The 21172-nt window shown below is 61.2% G+C and carries 17 protein-coding genes; 12 read left to right on the plus strand and 5 right to left on the minus strand.

The window, feature by feature from the left end; translation table 11 throughout:
• Positions 1 to 11 precede the first annotated feature (11 nt).
• The 6 genes from B5J99_RS12965 to B5J99_RS12990 all read left to right on the plus strand — a co-directional run bounded on the left by B5J99_RS12965 (position 12) and on the right by B5J99_RS12990 (position 5798).
• Entirely contained in the window at positions 12 to 1247 is a 1236-nt protein-coding gene (locus B5J99_RS12965) for a hypothetical protein (protein ID WP_211337826.1), read from the plus strand.
• On the plus strand, positions 1244 to 2953 hold the full coding sequence (locus B5J99_RS12970) for a DUF1588 domain-containing protein (RefSeq protein WP_117352611.1): 1710 nt from the start codon (positions 1244 to 1246) through the stop codon (positions 2951 to 2953). The genes B5J99_RS12965 and B5J99_RS12970 overlap by 4 nt, the downstream gene beginning before the upstream one ends.
• Positions 2950 to 4290, plus strand: coding sequence for a DUF1552 domain-containing protein (locus B5J99_RS12975; protein ID WP_117352612.1), 1341 nt, complete (start codon positions 2950 to 2952; stop codon positions 4288 to 4290). Before B5J99_RS12970 ends, B5J99_RS12975 begins: the two co-directional genes overlap by 4 nt.
• Before the next feature lie 62 nt (positions 4291 to 4352).
• Complete coding sequence (locus B5J99_RS20070; RefSeq protein ID WP_425456488.1) at positions 4353 to 4613, plus strand: high-potential iron-sulfur protein; 261 nt, start codon at positions 4353 to 4355, stop codon at positions 4611 to 4613.
• Positions 4567 to 5274: a cytochrome b/b6 domain-containing protein gene (locus B5J99_RS12985; protein ID WP_245991619.1), complete on the plus strand. Its 708-nt coding sequence runs from the start codon at positions 4567 to 4569 to the stop codon at positions 5272 to 5274. The genes B5J99_RS20070 and B5J99_RS12985 overlap by 47 nt, the downstream gene beginning before the upstream one ends.
• A complete protein-coding gene (locus tag B5J99_RS12990) occupies positions 5265 to 5798 on the plus strand; it encodes a MarR family winged helix-turn-helix transcriptional regulator (protein ID WP_069049824.1) in 534 nt (177 codons plus the stop codon). The genes B5J99_RS12985 and B5J99_RS12990 overlap by 10 nt, the downstream gene beginning before the upstream one ends.
• A gap of 24 nt (positions 5799 to 5822) precedes the next feature.
• Here the strand turns inward: B5J99_RS12990 and B5J99_RS12995 are convergent, their stop codons facing one another.
• The 3 genes from B5J99_RS12995 to B5J99_RS13005 are packed head-to-tail and all read right to left on the minus strand — an operon-like array spanning position 5823 to position 10824.
• Positions 5823 to 7625, minus strand: coding sequence for a thiamine pyrophosphate-binding protein (locus B5J99_RS12995; protein ID WP_117352614.1), 1803 nt, complete (start codon positions 7623 to 7625; stop codon positions 5823 to 5825).
• Entirely contained in the window at positions 7622 to 9001 is a 1380-nt protein-coding gene (locus tag B5J99_RS13000; RefSeq protein ID WP_117352615.1) for an aromatic ring-hydroxylating oxygenase subunit alpha, read from the minus strand. Before B5J99_RS13000 ends, B5J99_RS12995 begins: the two co-directional genes overlap by 4 nt.
• The gene (locus B5J99_RS13005) at positions 8998 to 10824 is read right to left on the minus strand and encodes a flavin-containing monooxygenase (RefSeq protein WP_117352616.1); all 1827 of its coding nucleotides are present in this window, start codon (positions 10822 to 10824) and stop codon (positions 8998 to 9000) included. The genes B5J99_RS13000 and B5J99_RS13005 overlap by 4 nt, the downstream gene beginning before the upstream one ends.
• A 280-nt stretch (positions 10825 to 11104) precedes the next feature.
• Between B5J99_RS13005 and B5J99_RS13010 the strand changes: the two genes are divergently transcribed.
• The 4 genes from B5J99_RS13010 to B5J99_RS13025 are packed head-to-tail and all read left to right on the plus strand — an operon-like array spanning position 11105 to position 14562.
• Positions 11105 to 11848, plus strand: coding sequence for an SDR family NAD(P)-dependent oxidoreductase (locus B5J99_RS13010; RefSeq protein WP_245991620.1), 744 nt, complete (start codon positions 11105 to 11107; stop codon positions 11846 to 11848).
• 59 nt (positions 11849 to 11907) lie between these two features.
• Positions 11908 to 13125, plus strand: coding sequence for an MFS transporter (locus B5J99_RS13015; RefSeq protein ID WP_162892595.1), 1218 nt, complete (start codon positions 11908 to 11910; stop codon positions 13123 to 13125).
• Positions 13122 to 14240, plus strand: coding sequence for an NADH:flavin oxidoreductase (locus B5J99_RS13020; RefSeq protein ID WP_117352618.1), 1119 nt, complete (start codon positions 13122 to 13124; stop codon positions 14238 to 14240). The genes B5J99_RS13015 and B5J99_RS13020 overlap by 4 nt, the downstream gene beginning before the upstream one ends.
• A gap of 16 nt (positions 14241 to 14256) precedes the next feature.
• Positions 14257 to 14562: a DUF1330 domain-containing protein gene (locus tag B5J99_RS13025; protein ID WP_069049829.1), complete on the plus strand. Its 306-nt coding sequence runs from the start codon at positions 14257 to 14259 to the stop codon at positions 14560 to 14562.
• Between the two features lie 106 nt (positions 14563 to 14668).
• Here the strand turns inward: B5J99_RS13025 and B5J99_RS13030 are convergent, their stop codons facing one another.
• Positions 14669 to 15196 (minus strand): nuclear transport factor 2 family protein, encoded by a 528-nt coding sequence (locus tag B5J99_RS13030; RefSeq protein ID WP_117352619.1) that lies wholly within the window; start codon positions 15194 to 15196, stop codon positions 14669 to 14671.
• Between the two features lie 365 nt (positions 15197 to 15561).
• Between B5J99_RS13030 and B5J99_RS13035 the strand changes: the two genes are divergently transcribed.
• Positions 15562 to 18201 (plus strand): TonB-dependent receptor domain-containing protein, encoded by a 2640-nt coding sequence (locus tag B5J99_RS13035; protein ID WP_162892596.1) that lies wholly within the window; start codon positions 15562 to 15564, stop codon positions 18199 to 18201.
• 194 nt (positions 18202 to 18395) lie between these two features.
• Complete coding sequence (locus B5J99_RS13040) at positions 18396 to 19889, plus strand: CoA-acylating methylmalonate-semialdehyde dehydrogenase (protein WP_117352621.1); 1494 nt, start codon at positions 18396 to 18398, stop codon at positions 19887 to 19889.
• Between the two features lie 141 nt (positions 19890 to 20030).
• Here the strand turns inward: B5J99_RS13040 and B5J99_RS13045 are convergent, their stop codons facing one another.
• Positions 20031 to 21161, minus strand: a complete 1131-nt coding sequence (locus B5J99_RS13045) for an FAS1-like dehydratase domain-containing protein (protein WP_069049833.1) — start codon at positions 21159 to 21161, stop codon at positions 20031 to 20033.
• Positions 21162 to 21172: the final 11 nt, after the last annotated feature.

A 21172-nucleotide genomic window follows, 5' to 3' on the forward strand; every position in this document is an offset into this window, starting at 1 on the left:
ATATCGGCTTTATGGTTACAGCATTTCATGGTGGCGCCATTCGCCTGCGCCATAAAGCGGCAACCGTTCTTGCGCTGGGTGTCTTCGGCATTGCCAGTGCGGCCCATCTGGGCGCGCAGGACGGGGCCGGCGAGGGGTCGGCGCGCCTGCCCGGGCCGCCTGCAGACGGCACGATGGGTTTCGTCGTGGACCAGTTCTACGCGCCGATCGTGCCGGGCATGGACGCCTGTCCGGAAGGCCTGTCACCCACGATGCGCGAAGCCTATCTGGAAGCTCGCCCGCCCGAGGAGCGCACGCGGCTGCTTCGTCAGGAGAACGAGGCCGAATTGAAGGACCGCTGGCAGGCCGAGGCCTTTGGCCCAAATGGCACCAACATCTGCTCACAGCCAGACCTTTTCGACCGTCCGTTGCTCAGGACCGTGCAGAGCAAGGTCAGCTGGGGGCTTGACCTGGATGGCGGTGCGCCAAGCTGTACCCATGAGGAATTCACCTCGCCTTCGGGTGAGACGGGCATCGACAACCAGGAATACCGCGCCATGGGATGCCTCGCCCAAAGACGCTCGCGTGATGGCACAGAAGGCGAGCTGGTGCGGGGGCACCGCCAGTTCTTTGCATCGGGCGAATGGACCCAGGTGCTGCTGCTGCGCGGCGTGGACAGCCTCGAGAACGATCCTGATGTCGAAGTGATTTATGGCAACACTCCCGATCGCCCGGCACTGGATACCAAGGGGCAGTTCCTGCGCGGAACCAGCTTCACCATCAGCGATGTGGCACCGCGCAACCGCAACGCCCTCAGGGGCAGCATTGTCGATGGCGTGCTGATCACGCGCCCGGCGGACATCATCCTGACCCAGACCTGGGGCCAGGGCGGTGCCCGCGACATCCGGGGTCATCGCACCAAATTCACCTTCCGGGCAGGACGATTGAAGCTGCAGTTCAAACCCGATGGGTCCTTGAGCGGGCTGATCGGTGGCTACCGGCCGGTCTTCGAACAGATACAGAGTCCCGCGATCGGCGGTTTGGGGGCGGCGGTGAGCGCAGGTATCGATTGCGCGTCGCATCTGGCGACACTCAAAAAGCTGGCCGACGGCATTCCTGACCCGAAGACCGGGCAGTGCACCGCTGTATCCAGCGCGATGCAAGTCAATGCCATCCCTGCATATGTCAACGACGTGGCAGGGGCAGGGGCAGGGGCAGGGGCAGGGGCGGGGGCAGAGGCAACGTCTGGGCAAGGGATGCAGCCATGAAGATCAGACTTTCGACCCTGTTGACCCTCGCCCTGCTGGGAGCGGGCGTCGTTGGCGCTGGAAGTGCCCTGCAGGCGCTGACCGGCCCTGGGACGCAGGCGAGCAGCGCACCGGATTTTGAAGGCCCCCGCATCGTCGGCATGCGCCGCCTGACCGAGGCGCAGTATCGCAACACGATTGCCGATATCTTCGGCCCCGACATCCGGGTGGCGGGCAGGTTCGAGCCCATCGTCCGCCCCGCGCACGAGCTGATCGCGAGCGGTGCCAGCGATGCCAGCATCTCGCCCGCGGGACTTGAGCAGTTCGATGCAATCGGCCGCGGCATCGCCGCACAGGTGTTCGACGCCGCGCATAGTCCCCAGTTCGTCACGTGCACGCCTGCCAATGGCGCGGTGTTCGACGATGGCTGTGCCGCGCGGATATTGACGCCGATCGGGCGCTATCTGTTCCGGCGCCCCCCCAGCGCAGCGGAAAAGGCGCTGTTCGTCGACATCGCCGGACGCAGCAGCCGGGCGACGGGATCGTTCACCAAGGGGCTCGAGCTTGCACTGGCTGCCATGCTGGTCTCGCCACGGTTCCTCTATATTGTCGAGACCGCTCGCCCTGACCCGGACGAACCCGGTGCGTGGCAGCTCGACAGCTATTCGCGGGCCGCTCGGCTGAGCTTCGTGCTTTGGAACACCACGCCGGGCGAGGTGTTGCTGCAGGCAGCGGAGCAGGGGCGCTTGGAAAGCCAGGCGGAGCTGGAAGCGCTGGCCGGCCGGATGGTGCACTCGCCGCGCTTCGAACAGGGCATCCGCGCATTCTTTGCCGACATGCTGCTGTTCGAGAAGTTCGACGAGCTGGCCAAGGACCCGGTGATCTATCCGTATTTCACGCCGGATGTTGCCCAGGCCCTTCCCGAACAGACCCTGCGAACGATTACCAACCACCTGCTGGTCGACGACGGCGACTATCGCGCCCTGTTCACAACGCCGCGCACGGTGATGAACCGCGCGCTCGGCGCGCTGTACCAGGTGCCGGTGCAGTCCGGCCGAGATTGGGAGCCGTATGAATTCCTCAATGGTAGCGACCGCGCCGGTTTGCTTGGCCAGGCCGGGTTTCTGGCAATCTATTCACACTCCGGACGCAGTTCGCCGACGCTCAGGGGGCGTGCGGTGCGTGAGGTGCTGATGTGCCAGCCGGTGCCCAATCCGCCAGGCAACGTCAACTTCACCGCCGTACAGGACGTTGCCAACAAGGCGATGCCGACCGCGCGCATCCGGCTCACCACGCACAACACCGATCCCGTCTGCGCCGCCTGCCACAAGATAACCGACCCGATCGGCCTGACGCTCGAGCGCTTCGACGGCATCGGTGCCTTCCGTACCGCCGAAAACGCGACGCCAATCGATATTTCAGGAGCCATGGACGGCGCGCAGTTCGAAGGCGCATCGGGCCTTGGCAAGGCGCTGGCAGAAAGTCCCGACACCACGATGTGCCTTGCCTCGCGGGCGCTGGAATATGCTACCGGGCACCCCGCAGATGACGAAGCGCAGGTGGAATCGCTGATGAACGGCTTTGCCGGAGGCGGTTATCGCATCAGGAACCTCTTCCTGAAGATCGCAACGATGCCCGAGGCGTTCCGGGTCCGGCCGGACCCGGCCTTGGGCACGCCTGCGACCACCGTTGCACTGAACTTTTCCAAGAAGGAGCAAAGGCGATGAAGCAGCGGCTGACGCGGCGTACCGCACTCAAGGGCATGTTCAATGGCGCAGCGGTGGCGGTAGGCGTGCCCCTGCTCGATGCCTTTCTCGACAATAATGGCATGGCGCTGGCAGCGACCGGCGCCCCGGTTCCGGTGCGCTTCGGAACGTGGTTCTGGGGGCTCGGCGTCAATCCGACCAGATGGTTTCCCGATGTCGCCGGTCCGAATTACGATCTGAAGCCCGAGCTGGCTCCGATCCGCGACTATGCGCACAAGATCAACGTTCTGGGCAATTTCAACGTGCCGCTCGATGGTGCGCCCAATCTGCCGCACTCCTCGGGTGGCCCGGCGATCCGCACCGGCCGAGCGCTGACCGCCGAACGCGGGCTTCCAGGCGAAAGCTTCGATGTCACGATTAGCGACCTGATCGGCACCCGCACCCGCTTCCGCAGCCTTGAGATGTCATCGTCCGGCGATCCGCGCAATTCGCTGAGCGGACGGGGCGGCGGCAACCTCAACCCGTCGGAGGTGTCGGCTGCCGGGCTGTACGAGCGCATTTTCGGACTTGGCTTCAAGGACCCCAACAACAGCGTGTTCACACCCGATCCGCTGGTCATGGCGCGTCGGAGCGTGCTGTCCTCGGTCACTGATCAGCGCAAGGACCTGGAAAAGATGGTCGGGGCTGCAGATAGACACAAGCTCGACCAGTATTACACCTCTGTGCGCCAGCTGGAAAACCAGCTCGAGGTCGAACTGACCAGGCCCGAACCATTGCAATCGTGCGCCGTTCCCAAAGGCGCACCCAATCGCGCGGTTAATGCCGAGATCGAAAATGTTCTGATCAACCACAAGCTGATGGCGGATCTGGTGGTAATGGCGCTAGCCTGCGACCAGACCCGGGTGTTCAACATGATGTTCAACAACGGCGCGTCGTCGCTGACGCGGATAGGCAGCACCATCACCCACCACCAGCTGACCCATGAGGAGCCGCTGGACAACACGCTGGGCTATCAGCCCGAGGCGACCTACTTCCTCACCAGGATCATGGAGGCCTGGGTCTACTTCGTCGGCGCGCTCGATCAGGTTAAGGAGGGCGACCGGACCCTGCTCGACAATACCCTGGTGCTGGCCCATTCGGAGACCGAGTTTGCCAAGTTCCACACTATCGACAACATCCCGATGATGACGGCGGGCAGCGGCGGTGGAAAGCTGAAGACCGGCATCTATGTGGATGGTCTGGGGTCACCGGTCAGCCGCGTCGGCTTGACGCTGCAGCAGGTGATGGGCGTGCCTCTCGACCGCTGGGGCACCAAGAGCCTTGAGACCAGCAAGACCATCAGCGAACTGGTTGCTTGACGGTGGCGAGTGACATGCCTCTGATCGCACGGCGCGGCCTGATCGCCCAGGTCGGGCTCGTGATGCTCGCTGCGACGTCGCCAAGCGTCTTCGCACAGGCCGCACCAGCCAGATGCTACGACCCGGCAACCCTCGGCCTTAGTCAGCGCAACCGGCGGCGCTCGCTCGGCTATGTTGACGTGTCGGGCGATGCGGGCAAGCAATGCAGCGAATGCGCCTTTTTCACTGCCGGCAGCGGCGCCTGCGGTACGTGCCAGCTGTTGACCGGGGGTCCGGTTGCTGCCGGCGGTGTCTGCGGGTCGTTTGCGCGGAAGCCCGGGTAAGGCAATGTCAAGGGGCGTGCGCGTCTGGGACCTGTCTGTCAGAAGCTTCCATTGGCTGGCGGTTGGCTGCTTCGCCTTCTCATGGTGGAGCGCGGAAAACGGGCGGATGGACCTGCACTACAGGTCTGGCCTGTGCATGCTGGCAATGCTCGCGTTCCGCCTGATCCTGGGTCTGATCGGCGGCGATACCGCGCGGTTCGCGTCGTTCGTCAAGGGCCCCGGCGCAGTGGTGGCACAATTGCGCGGCAGGCTGCACCAGCCATCAGTGGGTCACTCTCCGCTGTCTGCGCTGAGTGTCGTTGCGATGCTGCTGGCGCTGAGTGCGCAAATTGGCACGGGGCTGTTTGCAACCGATGTCGACGGGCTTGAATCGGGACCGCTGTCCTTCCTGGTCTCGTTCGATACCGGCCGGGCCGCTGCTGCTTGGCACGAGGCATCCTTCAACGCCTTGCTTTGGCTCACCGGCCTGCATGTCGCTGCCGTGCTGTTCTACTTGTTGGCAAGGCGCAGGGACTATCTGACACCCATGATCAGCGGACGAGATCGGCAAATAGATGAGGCGATGGCAGAACCGCGTCCTTCGAAAATGGTCGCCGCGACTTTCGCCGCCGGGGTTGCAGTGTTGCTCGCGTGGAGTGTAAGCAACGGCTTGTGGCTGTGACAAAAGAACCCAGGGACAAGATACTCGCGCGTGTCCTTTCGGCAAGGCACGAACAGGAAAGCCATGCCCCGCTACCCGCCGCCGGGCTCGACGATGCGCAGTGGCAGGACCTTCGCGCGATCATCGAGGGCCTGGTCTTTGCCCAGCGGCCGATCCGCGCCGCCGCGCAGAAGGTCGCGCAGAAGCATGGCATCTCCCAGCAATCCCCCTTCATCCTCAGCCTGCTACAGGGCGGACTGGTCTATCCGGTCGAACTCGCATCGGCGCTGCAGGTCAGCCGCAGCCTGATCACCAAGGAAATCACGCGGTTGCAGGACGCCGGCCTGATCCACGCCGAGCAGGATCCGCACGACAAGCGTCGCACTGCCCTGGTTCTGACAGAGGCTGGTGAGCGGGTCTGTGGTGAGGCGCGCGCGGCCATGGCGCGCGACATCCTGTCGAAACTTGGTCGCTATTCGCCGCGACAGGTCGATCAGTTTGTCGCGATGCTCAAGGATTTTGGCGGCTTTCCTACCCCGGATTGAGGCAGGAAAGCCGCCGGAAGCGGCTTACTGGGTTCCTTCGGCGTACCAGGTGCGGAACTTGTCGTATTTGGGCATTTCCTCGGAATTGGCCTTGGGATCGATGGGAACGTGGATGACAGTCGGCCCGCCGCGCGCATAGGCGCGGGCAATGGCAGGGGCGATCCCGTCTGCCGTCGCGACGTACTCGCCACAGGCGCCCAGACCTTCGGCAATCTTGTCAAACCGCACCTTGTCGCTCCAATGGGTGCCGGTCTCGGCCGTGCCCTGACCGAAGGTGCGCTTGTAGACGCCGACTTCCAGCCCCCACTGGAAGTCGACCGCCACAATGCAGACCAATGGCAGGTTACGGCGAACCGCAACCTCCAGCTCTGCGATGTGGAACAGGAAGGAGCTGTCGGATGTCACCAGCATACCGGGGCGGGTCTTGCCGGTCTCGGCAATGTCCGCCAGCATGGCGCCGGTCGCATAGGGCAATCCGGTGCCAATATGGCCGTAATTCTGGTTCCAGATGACATCATTGGGTTTGCACTGGTTATAGGTCCATCCGAAGATCACGGATGCCCCGCCATCGCGGATCATGATGCCATCCTTTGGGAAGGCCTTGGTCGCCTCGACGATGAACCGCGATGTGTGGACCGCAACATTGCCGGTTCCGTCGCTCTTGGTCAGCGATTCTGCGGCGAGTTCGTCGAGCTCCGCCTGGCCATCGTGCATGAAGCGGGCGAGATCCTCGCCCGCCGCGCGGCCTTCGCCCAGCGCGCGGGTCAGCTGCGGCACAACCGCGCGGACATCGCCGACCAGCGGCACGTCGATCGGCCGGTTGACGCCGATCGCCGTCGGATCCTGCTGGACATAGATCCACTTGCGGTTGGCCTCGCCTGCATACCAGTGCCGCCATTTGCCGAAATGGACCGGCTCGCCCAGCTCCGTGGCCAGCGCAACGACAAGGTCCGATGCCTCGACCGCCTCGATTGATGCATCGGAAAAGACGTACTGGAACGTGCGGTCCTCGATGCCCTTGATATAGCTGGTACCGCCCGATGTCTGGATGACCGGGCAGTTCATCTTCAGGGCTAGCTCGCGCACGGCATCGCCGGACTTGGTGGTGTGGACCGCGTGCCCGACCAGGAGGATCGGGTTCTTAGCCTTCAGGATCAGCTCGGCGGCTTCCGCGATGCGGTCACCGTCCGCGCCCTGGTTGGTCAGGCGATAGCGGTGCGGCGGCAGCACCTCGGGTACGTCGAGTTCTTCAAGGATGATGTGCGAGGGGTATTCAACATAGGTAGGTCCCGGCGTGCCCGACATCGCAACGCGGATCGCTTCGCGGATCACTTCGTCGGTCTGGTCTGCATATTCGATCGCGCCTGAGTATTTGACGCTGTCCTCGATCATCGGCTCCTGCCGGACGAACTGGATGCGGCCGCGCCGGACGCGGCGTTCGGTCACGCGGGCGCGCTGGCCGCCCAGAAAGATCACGGGCGAGTTCTCGACCTTGCAGCACTGGATGGCGGGCATCATGTTGGCGAGGCCCGGGCCCAATGTGCCGAAGCAGACCGCAGGCTTGCCTGTGATCCGTGAGGCTGCCTCTGCCATGAAGCCGGCTGCGGCCTCATGGTGCGGCGAAACCACGGTCCATCCCCGCGCTTCGGCCTCCAGGCACAGATGGACGAAATTGGGGTCGGGAATGCCGAACAGGGTCTTGATGCCCTCGGCCTCCAGCAGATCCAGAATCCGTTTGTAGACCGGCGTTCCGCCTGCCTTGACCTTCAGTTCTGACGTTGCGGTGACGGGCTTGGTGTTAGCCGGCTGGGGGTCTTCATAGCTCATGTGATAATCCTCGGACCGCCGGTTCCCATGAACTCGGCAAGGTTGCGGTGGGCGTTGATAATCTTCTGTTCCTGGTGCGGGTTGGGTAGCGCGCCTTTGAAACCGCGCGACTTCATGCCCTTGTGCACCCATTTCATGTTGGCAAAGTCCTGGGCGAGGACCTTGCCCCATTGCTCTTCGGTCGGCTCGGCCATGACCCATTCGGTCGCAGGCTCTTCGCCATCGGGAAATCGTTCGAGAGCATAAGCCTCGAAAATGCACAGGTCGGGGTTGTCGCCATAGGGCCGCGCCCGATAGGCCAGCGCGAATGTCACACCCTGCAGGATGTTCTGATTGGGAAACAGCGTCCAGGCGAGGCCAGCTTCTGCCATGACTTCGGGCGGGATTTCGGGCCAGATGACCCCACGCGCGGCGTCGTCGGCCTTTGCCGAAGCCATCCAGTGCGCCATCACCTCGCCAACGGTGGATCCTTCGGGCAACTCGTCCTGCAATCTTCGTGCAGCGTTGATCAGCGTGTCGGTGGACGCGGCATAGTTGATCGTGGTGTAGTTCTCGTGCGCCAGCTCGTATGTCGAGATGCGTGGGTCGGCGCCTTTACCGGCGCGGCTGACCGAGCCGCCCTGACTGGTGGTTTCAGCCGATTTGCGCTGGTCGAAGCCGGATACGCTGTGCAGCCCGTACTGCTTGGAATAGGCGTAGAATTCGGCAAAGGCGGTCAGCTGGTGGTGGGTTGCGGTGGTATGGTATGGCTCCATGAACGCCTCGATCGAGGTCTTCCAGTTGGCCGGATAGATGCACCACTGCCGCCATTTGTAGCGCATCTTCTCGAACTGGAAGTGCGACAGGATGCGGCCCGCATGGCCGAGGAAGTCCTGAAGGCTCTCGGCCTCTTCCTCGCGCTGGTCGACGTAAATGAACCCACCCCAGGTATCGACACGCACGGGCGTGAGCGAGGTGCATTCGGGGTTGAGGGCACCATGCCAGTCATCCTCGTCGAGGATGTAGGTGTTGCGGCCCTCGATGTCATAAGTCCAGCCGTGGAACCCGCAGATGAAGTTGCGGGCATGGCCGCGCACGCCATTGCTGCCCTCTGGCACGTCGATCAGCTGGCGGCCCCGGTGCGCGCACACGTTATAGAACGCCTTGATGGTGTCTGGGGCGGTGCGGATGATGATGATCGAGTCATCGCAAATGTCGTAGGTGATATAGTCGCCGACGTTCGGAATGTCTTCTTCGCGACCCGCCATCTGCCAGACGCGCGGCCACAGCCGCTGTTTCTCGGCCCGCGCGTAGTCGGCGGAGAGAAACGGCTCGGTCCCATACGTGACGGCGCGTTCGGCATCCAGATCTGCCGGCGTGATGTTGCTTTTGCTCATGCCGTCAACGCCATCCCTTCCATCGCGCCAGTCTCGCGCCATTGCGCCAGCATCGCCTCGAAATGATCCCAGCCATGGCCCCAGCCGGGGAAGAGCGCCCATTTGGGCATTGTTTCGCCTTCGTTGTTGAAATAGCCAGGCGGGCAGCGCGCCTGCATCGCCGAAACGTCGATCCGGATTTCAGTGTAGGCCCTGACATAGGCCTCTTGTGCCTCGCTGGTCGGCTCAACCACCCGCGCCCCGCGTCGTGTTGCCTCGCCGACGATCCAGGCAATATGGGCGCACTGGCTGCCGAAATGCTCGGTGACAGATGAATTGATGCCGCCTTGGATGTAGCCGATAAAGCCCATGTTCGGGAAACCGTGGGTCATCGTTCCGTGCAGGGTCGAAGGGCCGTTGCGCCAGTGGTCATAGATGGACAGCCCGTCGCGGCCCTCGAAAACCGGGATGCTCCAGCGCCGTTCGAGATCGGACGTCACCTCAAAGCCGCTGGCAAAGATCATGCAGTCGACCGCGTGCTCGACCCCGCCAGCCATGAAGCCATCCGCGGTCATCGCCTCTAGCCCCTGCGTCTCAGACACGTCGACAAGCGTGACGTTGGGGCGGTTGAACGCGGGATAGTATTCGTCGCTGGAGAGCGGACGCTTGCACATGTGGTAGTAGTAAGGCTTCAACGCCTCGGCCGTTTCGGGGTCATCGACCAGTTCGTCGCAGCGCGCGCGCAGCCGCTCCATGACACGGAAATCCATCTCCTCGCGCTTGGCGAGGAATTCGTCCATCGTCAGCTCGCGGCCCAAAGCTGCGACCTCCGCTTGGAGGTTGCGGTTTATTTCGGTCCAGATATCGCAGATCAGGTCGGCCTCGCCGGGGCGGAAAACCTCCTGCGCACCGCGGTGGAAATTGGCGATCCTTTCCTTCTGCCAGCCGGGCTGGAGCGAGCTGGCCCATTGCACATCGGTGGGCGGGTTGGGGCGCTTGTCGACGGTCGAGGGTGTGCGCTGGATGACGTAGAGATGCTTGGCGTGGCGTGCCAGTGGCGGAACCGTTTGGATTGCCGTGGCCCCGGTCCCGACGATGGCGACCCGCTTGTCTCCAAGCCTGTCCAGCTGCGGGTTGCCGTATCTGCCGCCGGTGTAGCCATAGTCCCAGCGCGACGTGTGGAATATCTTGCCCTTGAACTGCTCGATGCCAGGAACATTGGGCAGCTTGGGCATGTTGAGCACGCCCGATGCGACGATCACGAAGCGCGCGCGGATGGTGTCGCCGCGATTGGTGGTGATACGCCAGCGCTGGATAGTATCGTCCCAGGTCAGGCAGGTGACCTGGGTGTGGAAAAGCGCCCGTTCGGCAAAGCCCGACCGTTCGGCGACCTGACGGGCATAGGCCTGGATCTCGTGGCCATCGGTGAACTTCCGCGAAGGCATGAACCCCATTTCTTCGAGGAACGGCAGGTAGCAATAGGCATCGTTGTCGCACTGCACGCCGGGATACTGGTTCCAGTACCACACGCCGCCAAAGTCGCCTGCGGTATCGATGTTCCGGAAGTCCGTAACACCCTGTTTAGTGAGATGATGGCCCGCCATGATGCCACCCCAGCCGGCGCCCAGAACGATCGTCTCGATGTCCTCGTCGATGGGTGCGCGCGGTTCGACCGGCTTGTAGGGGTCGACCGAATAGTCGGGCACGAATGCGCCTGTCGGCCGGACATATTGTGCCTGCCCCTCGCTGCGCAGCCGCCGCTCGCGCTCTACGCGATACTTCTCGCGCAAGGCGCCGAAATCGATTCCATCGGCTGGCGGGGTGGTGGTTGGCTGGCAGGTCATCTGGTGTCTCGGTCTTTCATGCAGGGCATCGTCATGTATCGGGCGCGGTAGCGAATCCACCTGAAAGCCCTTTTGCGCGGGTGAAATCGCCGGTGCGGTAAAGCACTGGCATGCGGGGATAGCGCCGCATCGCGCCGGCGATTTAGAAGCCTTTGCTCAAACTATCCCCCTGCGCCGGCCCTTGCTTCTGTAAGACGATGGCTCGGTAGCAGCGAAATTGGCGACGATGGCGGCATCGTACAAATGCAACTGGGAGGCGTTTGTGGGAATGCCATCGGACATGACAGGAAAGGCGGCGCTGGTAACGGGTGCGGGCGGCGGTCTGGGGCAAGCCACAGCTGTTGCGCTTGCGAGGGCTGGCGCCGATGTGTGCATCGTCGATATCAAGGCCGATGGGCTTGCACAGACTGCCGCACTCGTCGAGACATCGGGTCGGCAAGCCGTCGTGCATATTGCCGATCTTGGCGTCGCGGAAAATTGCGCTGCCTGCGTGACAGCAGCGGTGGACCGGTTGGGTAGACTGGATGCGCTGTGCAATGTCGCCGGGATACTCAGGCTGGCAAACAGCCATGATATGCCGCTGGCGGACTGGAACCTGGTACTGGCCGTCAATCTGACCGCGCCGTTCCTGCTCAGCCAGGCTGCCATTCCGCACCTGCTGAAAACCAACGGCGCAATCGTCAACGTGGCGTCGCTCGCGGCGCATATCGGCGAGGCCTATGCTGCGGCGTATTGCGCGTCAAAGGCAGGGCTGGTGCAGATGACGAAGTCGATGGCAATGGAATTCTTGAAGCAGCCGATCCGCATCAACGCGATTTCTCCTGGCGGAATGGCCACCCCAATCGGCGCGAGTTTCGTGCCGCCCGCCGAAGCCGATGCGGAATTGCTCGCGCGTTTCCGCCCGATCAGGGGACTGGTCGAGGTCGCGGATATGGCCGAAATGATCGCATATCTCGCATCCGATGCGGCGCGCGGGTTCCACGGGGCGATCATCCAGATGGACAATGGGATAACGGCAGGATGACTATAGCTGAGCGAGTTAACATCTCACCCGGAGAGTTTCGCAAGCACTGGCCGCTGGTCATGGCGGCCTCCGCCGGTTTCGGGTTCAGCGCCATGGTATCCGTGACCACCGGCCTGTTCATGGAGCCGCTGGGCAATGAATTTGGCTGGGGACGGGCGCTTCAGGCATCGGGGGCATCCATCACGGCGGTGCTGACCTTTGCGATGTCGCCGTTTTTCGGAATGCTCATTGACCGCTGGGGAACACGCTGGATGGCACTGGTCGGCATCGTCTTTGCCAGTCTTGTGATCTGCAGCTTCAGTCTGGCAAACGGATCTCCCGTTCAGTGGATGATGTTGTGGGCGGTCTATGCCTTTGCTGGGGTGATGATAAAATCCACCGTATGGACAGCCGCGATTTCCAGCGTCTTCAAGGAAGGCCGGGGGATGGCGCTCGGCCTCACGTTATCGGGTACGGCGGTTGCGCAGATCATATTCCCGCCGCTGACCGACTGGCTGATCAACACCTACGGCTGGCGCGGCGCGTGGATCGGGCTGGGGCTGGGTGGGGGCGCATTCACGTTCGTGATCTGCCTGTTCTTCTTCATTGATGGCTATGCCATCGCCAGATCGAAGCAAGCAATGACGGGAGAAAAGGCAAAGGGACCGCTGCTCGATGTGCCGGGCCTTTCGATTGCGCAGGCATGGCGTGATACTGCACTGTGGCGCATCGGCCTTTCGACATTCATCATGATGGTCGTAACGATCGCGCTCAACGTCCACCAGTTCGAGATTTTGCGGGCAACCGGCATAACCCGCACCGCTGCCGCTTATTACTCCAGCATCGCAGGCTTTGCCGGTATTGCGGGCAAGCTGATTACCGGCGCATTGCTGGATCGCTATCACGTGCGCTGGGTCGGCGGCCTCACTTTGGGCATGACGACGGTGGCATTCGCCCTGCTGCTGCTGCCGAACCTTTCCCCTCCAATCATCGTCGCAGCAATGGTGGTGAACGGCTATTCGGCCGGAACCAAGCTTCAGGTCGCAAGCTATCTCACCTCAGCTTATGGGGGCTTGCGCAACTTCGGCGCGATGTTCGGTGTGATGGCCAGCCTGATCGCGGCGGGTTCCGGGCTCGGGCCTGTCGCTGCAGGTCTGATATTCGACAGCTATGGCTCTTATGACCCGTTTCTGGTGATCGGCATTGTCGCGTCAATCGTGAGCAGCGGGCTCATCATATCGCTCGGCGCATATCCGGTTTGGGGAAGTAGCACAGACATAAGCGAGAAAAGCACATGACACATTGCAACACCGATGTCCTGTTCGAACCGGTGTGCTTGGGTCAGCTGACCCTGCGCAACCGTATTGTCATGGCACCGATGACCCGAGGCTTCGCGACAGGCGGCATGCCAGGCACCGCGCATGTTGATTATTACGAGCGCCGGGCCAGGGGTGGCGTCGGCCTGATCCTGACCGAAGGAACAGTGGTTGACCGACCGGCTGCCCGCAACGAGCCGGGTATTCCCTTCTTTCACGGCGCCGCACTGGAAAAGTGGCGGCCCGTTGCCGAGGCAGTTCATCGAGCAGGCGGTGCCATCGGCCCGCAGCTCTGGCATGCGTCTTCGGTCGAAAGCAAGACCAGCGATTGGGCACCCGAGAGCCCGGTTGAAAGCCCATCCGGTCTTTCAGCTCCCGGCTTTCCGCGCGGCGTTGCGATGACCCAGGAGGCCATTGCCGACACCGTCGCGGCCTTTGCAAAAGGCGCTGCGGACGCAAAGCGGCTCGGCTTCGACGTCATCGAACTGCATGGCGCGCACGGCTATCTGATTGACCAGTTTTTCTGGAGTGGCACCAATTTGAGAGACGACGCGTATGGCGGTGCGACCCTGAAGCAGCGGTCGCGCTTTGCTGCTGAAATGATTGCCGCTGTCCGCGTGGCGGTCGGGCCGGACTTCCCGATCATATTGCGCGTCAGCCAGTGGAAGCAGCAGGATTACTCCGCGCGTCTGGCCGAAACCCCTGCGCAGATGGCCGACTGGCTGTTGCCGCTTGTCGAAGCGGGTGTCGATGTTCTGCACTGTTCGCAGCGACGGTTCTGGACCCCGGAATTTCCCGAAATAGATGGCCCGGAAGGACTCAACTTTGCCGGTTGGGCCAAAAAGCTGACCGGCGCTGTCACCATAAGTGTCGGCTCGGTCGGCCTGTCGGGCGATTTCATCAATGTCTTTTCCGGTGAGCGTTCCGAGCCGGCCAGCCTTGATCGGCTGGTCGCGCGGATGGAGCGTGGAGAATTCGACCTTTTTGCGGTCGGACGAGCGCTGATTGTTGATCCTGACTGGGCAAGCAAGGTGCAGCACGGCCGTGTGGATGAGCTTTGCCCGTTTGATGTCCAAGCGCTTGCCAGCTTTGTATGAGCAGAGGGATAATGTGATGCCTGCCTATGTTGTGTTCATCCGGGATCAGCCGCCGCACGATCCTGAGCAAATGTCGGTTTATCAGGCGATGAACCGGCAAAGCGTGCCTTCCTCTTTGCCTTTTGGTATCAAGCCGCTCGCTGTTTATGGCGCGACGGAGGCTTTGGAAGGGAAGGCACCGGATGGGACGGTGATCCTGCAATTTCCGAGCATGGCGAAAGCCAGGGCCTGGTATAACAGTGCAGAGTATCAGGCCGCATTACCTTACCGCCTGAATGCCAGCGATTATCGCGCCTTCATTATCGACGGCTTGGGAAGCTGAGCCAGATGACCCTCGGCATGGTCGTTGGTTCGTATCGCCAGGCATGTTACCTTATCCTGGGCAGTCGTAAATGTGGCTATGATGTCAACTCTGTAGGTCAAGACACTCAATCTGCATTGAAAAAATCCATGCTCCAGTCGCCCTTTGCGCGGCCGGAAAAATGCGGGGCGCTAAATTGCATACCCAGGAGCCCTTGCGACCAGTCGACGGACTTACCCCAGTCTTGATGCCAGTCGTATAGCATCGTCCGGCTTGCGATCCGCCAGGAACCTTCCCTTAGTGTCAGCCGGTCAAGATAGCGCCCGCCAATGACTACATCATGTTCTTCACCAGCGCCGTAGTCGATGCGGTGGTAGGAAGTAACCTGCGTCTCAACCAACGCGGTATCGCCGCAAAGTTCGATATGGCTCTGGCCCAACTGGTGCTGGGTATTGCTGATGGCCTGCGATCCTGGGATAACCCAAGACAGATAGTCTGCGAACGCACCAGCAAAGACGCCAAAATCTAGGCGCGCATTCGCACAGAAGGACGACTCGATCATGAGGGCGTCTCTCCTGTCTTCGCCGCGGGCTACACGAGCAATGCAGGCCCGGATTTCCTCGCGGGCAATAATGTCTTCGATCGTCATTTTCATGCAGCAATCCTGACGATTGCGCCGGATACTGTCCATGCGGACCGAGGCTCGCAATCGCATATCGCTGTGGCGTAGTAGCCTGCGAAAACACCCACAAATCAGAACTAAGGCTATAGAAACATGGCCGATAATTGATCGGAGTCCACGACAGACCTGCGCGCTAAGCAACACCTGTGTCGTTTAACATTTCGCTGGGGCGATGAGCGTCGCAGCGGCAATAGCATATCCTCCATATCTCCAGTAGGCCTGGCCTCAAATCCGGTCGTTCAAGTTCCGGCAAGATGACAAAAAGGGAGAGTGTGATGAGGGGATCTCGCGCCAGGCAGTCTTTATATGCTGCAACCGCGTTGTGCGCAGCATGGGCAATGCCTGCATTCGGACAGGAAGCTGACGAAGCCGCCGACGAAGGCGGCAAGAAGGAAGACATCGTCGTCGTCGGTACACTCATCCGCGGAACCACCGCCGTCGGATCGCAGACCCTCAGCGTTGATTCCCAGGAAATCATCGAGCGCGGCGCAAGCTCCACCAACGAACTGCTGGGTGCCATCCCGCAAATCTCAAATGCCTTCAACGGCCGTTTCGAAGTTGATCCACGCGGCGTCGTTGGCTCGGGCACGTCGATCAACCGCCCCAATCTGCGCAATCTGCCAGGGGTCAACCAGACGTCGGGCGGCCTTACGCTTGTGCTGATAGACGGCATGCGCGCGACGCCGCTGGGTGTAAACCAGGCATCGATCGATCCTGACGTCCTCCCCGCTGCCGTGATCGAAGGTCTCGATGTGGTGACCGACGGCGGGTCGTCGCTTTACGGTGCCGATGCGGTCGCCGGTGTCATCAACTTCCGTACGCTGCGGAAGTTTGAAGGTATCAAGGTCGATGCAAACTACGGCTTTGGCACGACAATCGATGCCTATGACGTCTGGGATGCCTCAATAACGGCCGGGCAAAGCTGGGCAACGGGCAATGCTTATGTTTCGGTGACCCATTCTGAGCGCAATGGCATTCTCAACGGACAAACCGATTGGGCATCCGGCCAGGTTTTCGATGCCCAGGGTAATGCGCGGTTCAGCTTCACCCAGTGTCCCAATCCGGTCGGTACCGAAGTCCGCTTCTTCAAGTTCGGGCCTGCGGCCAACCAGTTTACCAGCAACCCTGCGGCTCCCGGAGCAGGGACCTTCCCGATCGGAACGCCTTGCGATGCGACGGCTGGTGCGACGTATCTTCCAAAGCAAGAGCGCACGAGCGTTTTTGCGGCGTTGTCCCAGCAGGTTGCCGACAACATCGATCTTCGTGTCACTGCCTACTTCACCAAGCGCGATACCGACATTGCGGTTTTCCCGCGCGGCTTCACCACAGCGGCACAGGTGTTTGTCCCTCCGGCAAACAACCCGCCTCCCGGCACGATCGTTACAATTCTGGGCGGCACCAGCTTTTCGTTTGGCCCGAATGCAGCCTATGAGAACACGCCGAACGAGGTCGGCTTTGAAACGTGGGGCGTGACACCTGAACTGACCTTCGACGTCGGTGGGGAGTGGCTGGTGCGCTCCAGTGCGCATTTCGGTCGTTCGACCAACTATCAGTCGTTTCCCAATGTTGACACGGTGAGAGCGCAGGCTGCGGTAAACGCAGGTTTGCTCAATCCGCGCAACGTCGCTGCGGCGAGTGCGGACGTCATCAACAGCATCACCAACTTCACCAATGCCCAGGAGACGACGCAGGAACTCTTCATGTTCCGGACTGTTGCGGATGGTCCTCTGTTTGCTCTTCCCGGCGGAGATGCGAAGCTTGCCGTCGGCATCGAATATCAGGACAACAACGCCGAAAGCCGCCTGTCGCAGGGGCCATTTGGATCGATTTCGGCGGTGCCGTTCATGAAGTCCGTGCGCAACGCCAAATCGGTGTTTGCTGAAGTTTCACTGCCGGTCTTTTCGTTTATCGATCTAAACGGTTCGCTCCGCTTTGACGATTATAGCGACTTCGGTTCGACGACGAACCCCAGCATCGGGTTCGACCTCAAACCCGTATCGTGGCTGAGCATCTATGGACACTGGAACACGTCATTCAATGCTCCAACCGCGATTGACAATCTGGCCATAGGAACTGGCCGTTTTGCTTGCGGCATCTACGTCGCGGGCAGCACCAACCCGGCGCAGCGGCCGGTCGATCCGCTCGGTCGCGACACAAGCCGACAGGGCACCTGCGCCCTGGTGCTCCAGGGTTCACGCCCTAATCTGCGACCACAGACCGCAGAAAGCTATGCGATTGGCTTCAACGCCACGCCGATGCAGGGGCTTCGTTTCGGCGGTCAGTTCTACTCGATCGATCTCGATAACGCGCTTGGTGCGCTCAATCCCTCTATCGTGAGCACCTATACTACCAACCCTGAACTCTATACCTACAATGTTACCGCTTCTCAGTATGCAGCAATCCTGGATAGTTTGACGAACGGGGCGGCTTTGGGTGCTCAGCAAGTGGCCTCCAATATCGGTCTGGTCGTTGATACCCGGATCACCAACCTGAACGCCGCAACGATTGAAGGAATCGACTTCAATCTGTCCTACCAGACCGAAAGCAGCATCGGTCGCCTGGCGTTTGGCGTCAGCGGCACCAAGCAGACCAAGGCAATCTTGACCACTGGTGGCGTGACTACCAACCAGCTTGGCATTGGATCGCCCGAATTTTCTGCAACCGGCTTTGTCGGATGGAACAACGGGGCGTTTTCCGCTCGGGTTACGCTCAATTATTCTGGCAAGTTCCGGGACCAGGCGGTCAATAATCTGGGGCAGGTCGAAGTGGTCGATCCATTCGTTACAGCTAACCTGTTCTTTGGCTACGACATCGGTGAGTCGGGCGGTGTTCTTAATGGCACGTCGTTCAGATTGATTGTCGACAACGTGTTCGAGGAAGAGCCGCAGACGATCCGCCGCGCCAACACCAACAATCTGAGCTACAACAACTTTACCCTTGGTCGAGTTATCAAGCTCGGGGTTTCCCGCAAATTCTGACACTCAGCCTTCAGTCTTTTCTCCTGCCCAGGGGCCGATGGTGAACCATCGGCCCCTTTTTTTAACGATCGGGCGGAGATCATGAATGAATCGACCGCTCCGCATCGCCCTATCGATGCTTTCGCCAGCCTTCTGGACGCGAGCCGAAGCATTGTGCAACGCGGCATGTAACGTGGGTTATGCGAGGTAGAGACATGCGGCAGATCGATCATTTCATCGTCGGAAAAATGCCCCCGGCCGCGCGCTTTGGCGATGTCCTTGATCCCAACAACGGCGGCGTTCAAGCACGGGTAGGCCTGGGCGATGCTGCCGTGCTGGCACAGGCGGTTTCGGCGGCGCAGGCTGCGCAGCCTGCCTGGGCAGCCACCAACCCGCAGCGCCGTGCGCGTGTCATGTTCCGTTTCAAGGCGCTGATCGAAAGACACATCGACGAACTGGCGGAGATGCTGTCAGCCGAGCACGGAAAAGTGATCGCCGATTCCCGCGGCGACATCCAGCGTGGCCTTGAGGTGGTGGAATTCTGCTGCGGCATTCCTCACGCTCTCAAGGGTGAATACTCGCAAGGGGCGGGCCCGGGGATCGATGTGTATTCGATGCGCCAGCCCATCGGCATCGGGGCAGGGATCACGCCGTTCAACTTCCCCGCAATGATCCCGCTATGGATGGGCGCGGTCGCCGTGGCTGTCGGCAATGCGTTCATCCTGAAGCCTTCCGAGCGTGATCCCAGCGTGCCCAATCGGCTTGCCGAACTGTTTCAGGAGGCAGGGCTTCCCGCCGGAATATTCCAGGTGGTTCATGGCGACAAGGAGATGGTTGACGCCATCCTGGACCACCCGGCCATCGCCGCAGTCAGTTTCGTGGGATCGTCCGATATCGCCCAATATGTCTATTCGCGGGGCGTCGCGGCAGGCAAGCGTGTCCAGGCGATGGGCGGGGCGAAGAACCATGGCATCGTCATGCCCGATGCCGATCTGGATCAGGTGGTGAATGACGTCTGCGGCGCAGCATTCGGTTCGGCGGGCGAGCGCTGTATGGCGCTACCCGTGGTCGTCCCGGTAGGCGAAGAAACCGCCGAACGGCTGCGCGAGAAGCTGGTGTCGGCCATCCACGCGCTGCAGGTCGGCATCTCGACCGATGCCGATGCGCATTTCGGGCCAGTCGTCACAGCGCAGCATAAGGCGAAGGTCGAAGGCTGGATCCAGACTGCGGTGGACGAGGGGTCCGAGCTGGTGATCGATGGTCGCAATCTGGTGCTGCAGGGGCAAGAGCAGGGCTTTTTCATCGGCCCGACGCTGCTCGACCATGTCACTGCAGATATGGAAAGCTACAAGCAGGAGATTTTTGGACCTGTTTTGCAGATCGTGCGCGCGCCGGATTTCGAAACCGCGCTCGCGCTGCCAAGCCAGCACCAATATGGCAACGGTGTCGCCATCTTTACGCGAAACGGCCACGTAGCGCGGGAGTTCGCTGCGCGTGTGAATGTCGGCATGGTTGGCATCAATGTGCCGATCCCCGTTCCGGTCGCCTATCACAGCTTTGGCGGTTGGAAACGGTCCGGCTTTGGGGATCAGAACCAGTACGGAATGGAAGGCGTCCGCTTCTGGACCAAGGTCAAGACCGTGACCGCCAGGTGGCCCGATGGCGGTGATGATGCCAGCAACGCGTTCATCATCCCGACCATGGGGTAAAGGCGGGGCATCACGCTCAAACAGGAGAGGGCCGCAGCATGTCGATGCTGCGGCCCTCTTCATTTACTGTGGGTAGCGCGTCTGGGGTAAAAGCCCGGCCCTTGCGCTTGCCCGGACTGGCTCTTTGCAGACGGATCAATTTCAGGCAGGCTTGCTGGGCAGTTCCGCGATAGCAGTACCAAAGGCTGAAACCTCGTCACGATGCGTAACGGCCTGCTGCTGGATTTCGACGTACTTCTTGCCGTTTTCCTCGAATTTGCGGATCACCTGACCGTCGATGAAGATTACGTCGCCATCGGGATTGTGGCGGCGGATCTGGCACTTGGATTTGTGCAGGAAGCCATCATCGCCAATCCAGTTGGTAATGTGGTGTGTCAGCCAGCTATTGCGTTCCGGGCCGTAATCATACGCACCTGGAGCGCCCACTTCGAGAGCGAAGGCTTCGTCCCAGTGCACGCGCTCGGGGCAATCGGGCACGTTGAAGCGGTTCTTGATCCCCAGGCCGGGGTGCGCCTGCTGCATCTGCCAGGCGAGCTTGTTGGCGCGGATGTAAAGACCGCCCCAGCCCTGCGCGTAGCAGATGAAACCGGTGACCGTCATCGGCCCCTTCATCATGCGCGGCAGTTCGTCGCCGACCTTGACGTCTTCCCAATAGCGCGGGTTTGCGCCGCGGATTTCTTCGTTGGCGTAGAGTTTACCCCACTCGGCAAGCTGTTCGTCGCTCAGCTGTTCGACGCGGCCGCGGCTTTCGGTGTACTTGGTGCCTTGTTCGCGCGCGATATCACGATCGGTGCGAAACACCCAGCTGTCGGCTTCTGCCACCATGTCGCCATGCTGGTTGAAGAAATCGACGTGATATATCTGCTGGAATGAACGTCCGGCAAACTTGGTCTGATGCTCGATCAGGTCCTTGAGATACGCCTCGGTGCGAATGGTATCGTTGCGCATCACCGGCTTGTGCCAGGTCCAGTCGGCTCCGGCCCACATCGCATGCACGCCCGACAGGCCGCCACAATAGCCCGATATTAGGCGGCTCGTGGTGAACAGGAAGCTGGGAAGCGCGACGACATCGCCATATCTGGTGGTCTTGGCGTAATTCGGGTCGCACCACAGCGGATTGTCGTCGCCAATGCCATGGGCGTAGTGGCGAATCGCATCTCGCGTCGCCTCATAGTTCCACGGCTCGACGGTGTTTTCGATCTTCACGCCGATACGCGTGCGCAAATCATCCAGTCCTTGCTCGGTGATCTTGGGAAATTTGGCTTCGGCCATTTGGTCTTCTC

The organism is Blastomonas fulva (genome assembly GCF_003431825.1).
In the GTDB taxonomy this organism is placed as follows: domain Bacteria; phylum Pseudomonadota; class Alphaproteobacteria; order Sphingomonadales; family Sphingomonadaceae; genus Blastomonas; species Blastomonas fulva.